Annotated in this window: 8 protein-coding genes; all 8 read right to left on the reverse strand. The window is 45.7% G+C overall.

The annotated features are described in order from the left end of the window. Window positions 1-9: 9 nt before the first annotated feature. The gene (gltA, locus tag QVO39_RS05610) at window positions 10-1,488 is read right to left on the reverse strand and encodes an NADPH-dependent glutamate synthase (RefSeq protein ID WP_021903369.1); all 1,479 of its coding nucleotides are present in this window, start codon (window positions 1,486-1,488) and stop codon (window positions 10-12) included. Between the two features lie 6 nt (window positions 1,489-1,494). Continuing rightward, entirely contained in the window at window positions 1,495-2,298 is an 804-nt protein-coding gene (locus tag QVO39_RS05615; RefSeq protein ID WP_018028561.1) for a sulfide/dihydroorotate dehydrogenase-like FAD/NAD-binding protein, read from the reverse strand. Window positions 2,299-2,352: 54 nt separating this feature from the next. Continuing rightward, window positions 2,353-4,083 (reverse strand): membrane dipeptidase, encoded by a 1,731-nt coding sequence (locus tag QVO39_RS05620; RefSeq protein WP_021903370.1) that lies wholly within the window; start codon window positions 4,081-4,083, stop codon window positions 2,353-2,355. Between the two features lie 92 nt (window positions 4,084-4,175). Then, on the reverse strand, window positions 4,176-6,152 hold the full coding sequence (gene gyrB, locus QVO39_RS05625) for a DNA topoisomerase (ATP-hydrolyzing) subunit B (RefSeq protein ID WP_021903371.1): 1,977 nt from the start codon (window positions 6,150-6,152) through the stop codon (window positions 4,176-4,178). A gap of 181 nt (window positions 6,153-6,333) precedes the next feature. Beyond that, the gene (locus QVO39_RS05630; protein ID WP_021903372.1) at window positions 6,334-6,723 is read right to left on the reverse strand and encodes a YraN family protein; all 390 of its coding nucleotides are present in this window, start codon (window positions 6,721-6,723) and stop codon (window positions 6,334-6,336) included. Then, window positions 6,698-7,171, reverse strand: coding sequence for a methylated-DNA--[protein]-cysteine S-methyltransferase (locus QVO39_RS09150; RefSeq protein ID WP_162138138.1), 474 nt, complete (start codon window positions 7,169-7,171; stop codon window positions 6,698-6,700). The genes QVO39_RS05630 and QVO39_RS09150 overlap by 26 nt, the downstream gene beginning before the upstream one ends. After that, the gene (locus QVO39_RS05635; protein WP_018028557.1) at window positions 7,171-7,473 is read right to left on the reverse strand and encodes a Dabb family protein; all 303 of its coding nucleotides are present in this window, start codon (window positions 7,471-7,473) and stop codon (window positions 7,171-7,173) included. Before QVO39_RS05635 ends, QVO39_RS09150 begins: the two co-directional genes overlap by 1 nt. A gap of 21 nt (window positions 7,474-7,494) precedes the next feature. Beyond that, window positions 7,495-8,745, reverse strand: coding sequence for a phosphoserine phosphatase SerB (gene serB, locus QVO39_RS05640; RefSeq protein ID WP_018028556.1), 1,251 nt, complete (start codon window positions 8,743-8,745; stop codon window positions 7,495-7,497). Window positions 8,746-8,966 lie beyond the last annotated feature (221 nt).

The following is an 8,966-nucleotide window of genomic DNA, read 5'->3' on the forward strand; positions in this document are numbered from 1 at the left end:
GCGACGGTACTACTGAAGGCTTTGTAGATATTTGTGCATTCCTGCAGCCGCCTTACGACCATCACCCATAGCAAGAATCACAGTTGCCCCTCCTCGTACAATGTCACCACCAGCGAAAACATCACTCAAGTCACTCTGACTACTCTCTTCGTTTACGATAATAGTGCCCCGCTTAGAGATATTAAGTCCTTCAAAGTTATTTGGGATGATAGGGTTTGGAGATACCCCCACACTAACAACTACTTGGTCCACTGGAATCTCTTCAATAGCCCCTTCAATTGGAATAGGACTGCGACGACCAGAGGCATCCGGCTCGCCAAGCTCCATCTTCTGAACCTTCATCGCACAAACCTTACCAGTACCATCATCTACGTACTCTACAGGATTGTGGAGCGTCATAAATTCCACCCCTTCCTCCTTAGCGTGATGTACCTCCTCCAGACGAGCTGGCATCTCCTCTTCGCTACGACGATAGACAATCATGGCACGCTCTGCGCCAAGACGGAGAGCGGTACGAACAGAGTCCATAGCGGTATTACCACCACCTATTACCGCCACTCTCTTGCCGTGAGATACAGGGGTATCAGCACCAGGCTGCCCTGCATGCATTAGATTGACACGCGTCAGGTACTCATTACTCGACATCACACCCACCAGGTTCTCTCCAGGAATATGCATAAACCTTGGCAGGCCAGCTCCACTACCTACGAATATTGCTTTGAATCCCTCGTCATGTAAGTCTTGATAAGAAACAGTCTTGCCAACAATCACATTGGTTTCAAACTTGATGCCAAGGGCTTTGAGCTTATCAATCTCAAAGTCTACAATATCATTAGGGAGCCTAAACTCTGGAATACCATATCTAAGTACGCCACCTAATTCATGAAGCGCCTCAAAGACTGTGACATCATATCCCCACTTAGCCAAGTCACCAGCGCAAGATAGACCAGCAGGACCAGACCCCGCTACAGCCACCTTAATGCCATTGGGGACAATATTCCCGTGCTCTTCACCAGCTTTACCAGATAGGATCGCCTCTCTTTCGTAATCAGATACATAGCGCTCCAAGAAGCCAATGGCCACTGCTGGCTTCTTCAGTTTCTGAGTATAAATACACTTACTCTCACACTGCCTCTCTTGCGGACATACTCGACCACAAACACCAGGAAGAGAGCTCGTTTCGCGAATAATTTTAGCTGCCTCAAGAGGCTTTCCGGCTTCTACATACTTCAAAAAGCTTGGAATATGAATGCTTACAGGACATCCCTCCATACAGGTAGGACTAGCACAGTCAAGGCATCGCTTAGACTCTTGAAGAGCCATCTCATCAGTAAGTCCGAGGCTCACCTCCTCATGATTAGTCGCTCTATATTTTCCATCGAGTGAAGGCATCTCCACCCTCTTAAGGGCCATTCTATCCTTGGCACTCATGCTTTTTCTAAGTTGCTCACGCCACTCTTGTGCCCTTCTTTCTTTTACAAGTTCCATATACGATTATCTATTGATCAATTCCTGGTCTCTAAATGCATTCATACGCTTTAGCATCTCATCAAAGTCCACCTTGTGTGCATCAAATTCCGGACCATCCACACATACAAACTTTGTCTGCCCGTCCACGGTAATTCGGCACGCGCCACACATGCCAGTCCCATCCACCATAATTGTATTGAGGCTAGCAAATGTTGGCACCTCATACTTCTTAGTTAGCTCCGCCACAAACTTCATCATTATGGCAGGGCCAATCGTGACGCACAGATCCACGTGCTCACGCTGAAGCACCTCCTCAATTCCGGCAGTGACGAGTCCCTTCTTTCCCGAGGAACCATCATCAGTCATAATCACCACTTCGTCCGAATTAGCCCTCATCTCCTTCTCCAGTATGATCAGGTCTTTATTCCTCGCAGCGAGAACTACAATCACCCGATTACCGGCCTTATGCATTGCTTGTACAATAGGGAACAATGGGGCTACCCCCACTCCTCCACCTGCACAAATCACCGTGCCATACTTCTTGATCTTTGTAGCTTGTCCAAGTGGCCCTACCACATCGGTAACATAGTCACCCTCGTGTAGCTCACAGAGCTTGCTGGAGCTCCGTCCTACATTTTGTACCACCAATGTGATCGTGCCGGCATCAACATCTGAATCAGCAATAGTAAGTGGGATCCTCTCCCCCTTTTCACCAACGCGAACAATTACAAAGTGCCCTGCTTTACGAGACTTTGCAATTCGAGGGGCTTCAATGACGAACTTTACCACTCTTTCGGATAGGTTTTCCCTAGATACGATTTTATTCATAATGAGTTATGTGTATTGGATAAATCAATAAACTTGTGTGCAAAGGTAATAAAATTAGAGTATAACTTTTAGTAAATTCTTTCCCCATATGCCTTCTAGTTGCTTTATAGCAAGTCCTCGAGACATCATCTCCATAGTAACCCTCAGTAATTGGGAGGTACTTCTGCATCCTATCACCTCACCACCGCCATCAAAGTCGGTACCAATTCCTACATGATCCGCTCCCACAATGTTGATGGCATGCTCAATGTGATCCACAAAGTCTGCTACAGTAGCTCCTTGCTCCTTGAGGAAGCCATGGTACATACATAGTTGGATGACGCCACCCTTTTCTGCAATAGCCTTGAGTAACTCATCTGGTAGATTCCTTGGGTGGTTATAGAGGGCTCTACAGGAACTATGACTAGCTATAATTGGTCGATTGCTTATCTCCAGTACCTGAGCCACCGTACTATCCGAGGCGTGAGAGACATCAACAGCAATACCTAGGCGATTCATCTCACGCACTACCTCCACCCCAAAGTCACTAAGACCTCCATGGGTTTGGCTACTCTTCATAGCCGAGTCACAAATCAAGTTATCTCCATTGTGGCAAAGCGTCATATACTTCACCCCTCTTCGAGCCAACTCTTCTAGTTTGTGCAAGTCATTCCCGATTGCGTACCCATTCTCCACCGCCTTACAGACCATCACTAGACCCATCCTCTTTGCATGAGGCACAGTAGTTGTGTCATAAATGAGCTTCATATCCTCCCGATGTGCTGTCACATAAGCATCCGTTGCCTCCAGCATCTCGAGGACTTGCTCAAAAGGCTTCTCCGAACCCTGAGGTACATAGGCAGCCATAAAGACGAGGTCCAGTCCACCAGTAATCATTCCACTATAATCCACTTTAGGCTGTAAGTTTTCGGCACAAGGATTTCCCACCAAAATAGAAGGGGTATCCACGTGCGAATCAAGCGTCAAATGGTGCTTATGGAAAGCGCGAGCGTGGTGATAAAGCTTCGCTTCATCAACTATGTGGGTAAAAAGATGGTGATGTGCCGTCTTTCCTTCCCAAGCCAACGCTTCAGGATGCCATTGTACTCCTAGAGCATTGTATTCAGGATAATAATCTACCGCCTCAATAACTCCATCGCTAGAGGTAGCACATACTGTACCACCTGGTGCCACAACACCTACTGCTTGGTGGTGAAAAGAGTTGACCAACAACTCCTCCTCCCTCAAAATTCGCTGGAGCCGACTATCAGACGAAAGATGCACCTTATGCCACACCTCATACCTCGAGGCGGTTTGATTATGGTTAATGAGGTTATCCTTACTGGCTAGGTCTTGAATTAAGGTACCTCCTAGTGCTACATTTAGGATCTGTAAGCCCCGACATATGCCAAGGATAGGTATATTCCACTTGATCGCACACTTCACAAGAGCCAAGTCGTAATAGTCCTTGAGATGATCAATGGTATTTACACCAGGAGCAGGCTCCTCACCCCACCACAAAGAGTGGATATCACAACCCCCCGATAACACCAATCCATCACATCGACCTAGCGTAGCCAATAGAAGCTCTAAATCAGTGGTCTGCGGGATCATCAAAGGGATTCCACCGGCATGACGAATACAATCACCATATGTATGAGTGAGCCTATTTTCATCCAGATGATTATGGTTAGCAGAAATGCCAATAACAGGCTTCTTCCCTGAGTTCGGATTGACCTTATCAATATCTCGCTGTAAGGTCTCTAAAGAGAAATCTATACTACTCAGCAATTGATCGTCTTTCATAGCTTAGTTCATTTATGAATTAGGGGGCACAAGAGAGATGCATCCCTTGTACCCCCTATGAAAAATTAATGCTTTATAAAGATGACGAGCAATTAGGCGTCGACATTAGCATACGTAGCATTTTGCTCTATAAACTCTCTTCTGGGTACCACATCCTCACCCATAAGGGTAGAGAATACCACATCGGCTTCAGCGGCACTTTCCATGGTTACCAGCTTCAAGTAGCGCTGTTCAGGATCCATCGTTGTATCCCAAAGTTGGTCGTGATTCATCTCTCCCAGACCTTTGTATCGCTGCACAATCACCTTGCTCTCCTCACCATCGGCAAAGTCATCGACAAAGTTTTTTCTGTCTTCGTCTGTCCAGCAGTATCTTACGATATCCCCTTTCTTGCATTGATATAGTGGAGGATTGGCAATAAAGACATACCCTCTTTCAATCAACACACGCATATGGCGGAAGAAGAAGGTCAATAGAAGCGTGGCGATATGGCTACCATCCACGTCGGCATCGGTCATAATGATAATCTTGTGATACCTTAGTTTATCTATATTGAGTGCTTTTGGATCCTCCTCCGTACCGATAGATACTCCCAAAGCAGTATACATCGCTTGAATCTCTTGATTCTCAAGTACACGGTGCATCATTGCCTTTTCCACATTGAGGATCTTACCTCTCAGTGGCAAAATAGCCTGAAACATAGAGTCCCTACCCTGCTTAGCCGTACCCCCTGCCGAGTCACCCTCCACTAGGAAAAGCTCACATATCTCAGGGTCACGGCTTCGACAATCGGCCAATTTTCCTGGTAGACCACCCGAAAACATTGGGCCCTTACGCTGTACCATCTCTCTGGCTCTCTTAGCAGCCATACGAGCTTTAGCGGCCAAGATCACCTTGTCCACGATCATCCGAGCTTCCTTAGGGTTTTCCTCCAAGAAGTTGGTCAGTGCCTCAGAGACAGCAGTATCCACCGCACTTACCGCCTCGCTATTACCTAGCTTAGTCTTCGTCTGTCCCTCAAACTGAGGCTCCTGTACTTTGATAGAGATCACTGCCGTAAGACCCTCACGGAAGTCATCGCCCAGTACCTCCACCTTCTCCTTCTCCAGAAGACCAGAGTCATCGGCATACTTCTTCAGCGTGCGCGTCAATGCTCGTCTAAATCCGGTGAGATGGGTACCGCCCTCAATAGTATTGATATTATTGACATAAGAGTAGACATTCTCATTGAAAGTGGTATTATAGGTCATTGCCACCTCCACTGGGATCTCCCCTTTATCATTGACAATATGGATCACCTCATCCATCAGATGCTCCTTATTACCATCAAGATAGCGGACAAACTCCTTCAACCCCTCCTCCGAATAAAAGCTCTGGCTCTTTGGATTACCATCCTCGTCTCTATCTCTAAAGTCAGTAATCGAAAGTCGCACTCCGGCGTTAAGGTATGCTAACTCTCTAAGTCTATCGGCAAGTATCTTGAATTCATATTTAGTCACCACAAAGATAGAATGATCAGGATGGAATGTGACGGAGGTTCCTGTCCTATCCGTTTCACCAATCACCTCTACTGCAGTTTGTGGAATACCCCTAGAATATTCTTGCCTATATATCTTGCCATCTCTGTAGACCTCTGCGATTAGCTTATCCGAAAGTGCATTAACACAAGAGACACCCACACCGTGGAGACCTCCAGAAACTTTATATGAGCCTTTATCAAACTTACCGCCAGCGTGAAGTACCGTCATTACCACCTCCAAAGCCGACTTTCCGAGCTTCTCGTGCCTATCCACTGGGATTCCGCGCCCATCATCATGCACTGATATAGAGTCATCCTCATTGATCTCCACTTCAATATGGCTAGCATAGCCAGCCATCGCCTCATCAATTGAGTTATCCACCACCTCGTTGACCAAGTGGTGTAATCCCTTAGAACTGATATCCCCTATATACATTGCGGGACGCTTACGTACCGCCTCAAGCCCCTCCAGAACTTGGATGTTAGATGAGTCGTAATGACCTTTCTCATTCGGCACGCAACTCACCCCTGCCATTAATTCTTCACTCATAATATACTATGTACTTATTCACTCAGACTCCCCCATATAGCCCACCCCTATTACATACAAAGGTACCAAAAAAATATTAGTTATTCTAGGCTTCAAAGGTCTTTTATTCCCTCCAACCTACTATTCCCTACTGCGCTCAATGACACCACTTCCATAACGCTTGTTCACTATGACAATTACCTCATACAGTTGGGACAAAAGCATTCCTTATATGCTTGACACTCTTTGGATGAACCTTATCTGGAGCATAGACTAGAATATAATCAAAGCGGACTGTCTTATACTTCACCTTTCTGAGATTTTGGCAATACCTATTGGAAGCCCAGATGAGATGATTCTGCTGTTCAGGTGTGACTAGTCGATCCAATTCCGACATAATGATAGGATTGGATCGGCTCTTTACTTCAATAAAACAAAGGACATCTCCCTCCAGTGCTATGATATCTATCTCTAGTCGCCCCACCCTGTAGTTCCGTTCCAAAATCACAAAGCCTCTCTTGCTAAGCTCTTCACAAATGATCAGCTCCATGAAATGTCCATCTACCCTATTCGTATCTATTAGCTTGGCCATTTTGTTCGTAGTCTAAGATCTTTCTCTTTAGTTGAGTACCCCATTTATACCCTCCCAGTGTATGGTCAGATTTTATCACCCTATGGCAAGGTAGTAGCAGAAAATGCTTGTTCCTTCCCAACTGAGAACCTATAACCCGTGCAAAACCGCTACTAAGTCCTAAACGAGATGCCAACTCCGAATAGGAGAGAGTGGCACCGTATGGTATTTGGCTCAAAGTCAACCAAAAGTGAGGTGCCCAGCTTGGTGCTAAAAGGTCTAAAGTATACTGAGGTGGCGCTGGCGAGATACATCTAAATGCATCGGCTAGCTTTGGGTGGCTTTCTATGGCATACTTAATAAGTGAATTGTCAGCAGTTTTGCAAGGATTACAAGATAGTATCTTCCCGCTCTCCTCTAGTAGGCACTCCACTATGCCTACAGGCGAACGAAAATAATACCGATCCACTACTCTTCTATATCCACGCAAGCTCGTTTTGACACAAAAGGCTTAATATACTGCTTCACTCTAGCCACATGCTCCGGATGCTTTGCATAAATCTCTATTTCATCTGCACTACTCAATACCCCTTCCAGCATTAGGTCGTACGACTCATTAGGATTGATATTGAAGCTCACTTTAAGACTTTTCAAGCAATCAATATGCTGTGGCAACTCCTCAAAAGCTGCCTTCGCCTCCTTCAAAAACTGTTCCTTACTCTGTCCACTAGGATAGGACTCGAAGCCAAAAAGCACTATATGGCGTATCATACAATATTATTCAATTCCTTATCAATACATTGAAAACTCTATCTCATCCAAGTGAGAGTCTTTATATCCCAAGAAGTAAAGGATTCCATCCAACCCCATTGTGGTAATCGATTGCTGTGCACTCTCCTTCACCTTTGGCTTTGCATGGAAAGCAATACCTAGCCCTGCGATACTGATCATAGGCAAGTCATTAGCTCCATCACCCACCGCTACCGTCTGGCGGATATCTACCTTCTCTACCTGAGCGATCAGCTTCAGCAACTCCGCCTTGCGCTTACCATCGATAATATCTCCTAGGTGACGGCCGGTCAGCTTACCATCCACCACTTCCAGCTCATTAGCATAGACATAATCGATGCCGAATTTACTTTGGAGATACTTACCAAAGTAGGTAAATCCACCACTCAGTATGGCAATCTTAAAGCCCACCCTCTTAAGGATCTTCATGGTTCGCTCCATACCCTCCATAAGCGGCAAGTTCTCTGCGATATCTCGCATCACCGATACATCTAGTCCTTTGAGTAAAGCTACACGCTCCACAAAGCTCTCGTTGAAGTCTATCTCACCTCTCATTGCCCGCTCAGTAATATGAGCAACTTCGTCATAAACTCCAGCACGCTTGGCAAGTTCATCAATCACCTCCGTCTTGATCAGCGTAGAGTCCATATCAAAGCAGATCAATCGACGCATACGCCTAAACATACTATCCTGCTGGAAAGAGATATCCACCTGATATTTATTCGCCACCTCCATAAACTTCCGCTGCAGCTCTTCCCTATCCCGAGGGGTACCTCTCAACGAAATCTCGATACTTGCTTTGGGAACACGCTCCGTCTCAATCAGCGGGATACGCCCTGTGAGACGGTCCAGAGCATCAATGTTCATTCCCTGCAGAGCCACTTCACGAGTAATTGCAGAGACCATCTTGGCTGTAAATTGCTTCGCCAGGAGGGTCACGATATATTTATTTTTACCTTGAGCCTGCACCCACTGCGTATACTCCTCAGGAGTAATTGGTTGAAATGAAACATGGACGTTTAGTTCATTAGCTTTGAATAGTAGCTCCTTAAGGATATTCCCATTCTCACTACTGAGAGCAGAAAAAAGGATTCCAAGCGTTAGATTATTATGAGTATCACTCTGGCCAATATCAAGGATAGTCACTTTATGCTTAGCAAGGGTCTCTGTGATCGCAGCAGAAATGCCAGGCCTATCCTGACCGCTAAATATAGCTAATATCAATTCATTGTCTTTATTAAACATACTATTCATCCTTTTTCATTTCTTATGATGTCCAAACTAAAGCAAAAGTACCCATTTATTGCCACATATCGTAATTTGTGACCGACACATTAGGAGGTGACGCATGGTTAGAAGCATAATGAAATAATAGGCTTAGCTCGTATTGGACACACGAGCAAGGTTCTCCGAGGAAGTTCTGACGTACCCCATTGCATAAACCCTATGCTAGCAGGGTGAAAAATGAGTTGCAA

Source organism: Porphyromonas sp. CAG:1061, from assembly GCF_000435035.1.
In the GTDB taxonomy this organism is placed as follows: Bacteria; Bacteroidota; Bacteroidia; order Bacteroidales; family Porphyromonadaceae; genus Porphyromonas_A; species Porphyromonas_A somerae.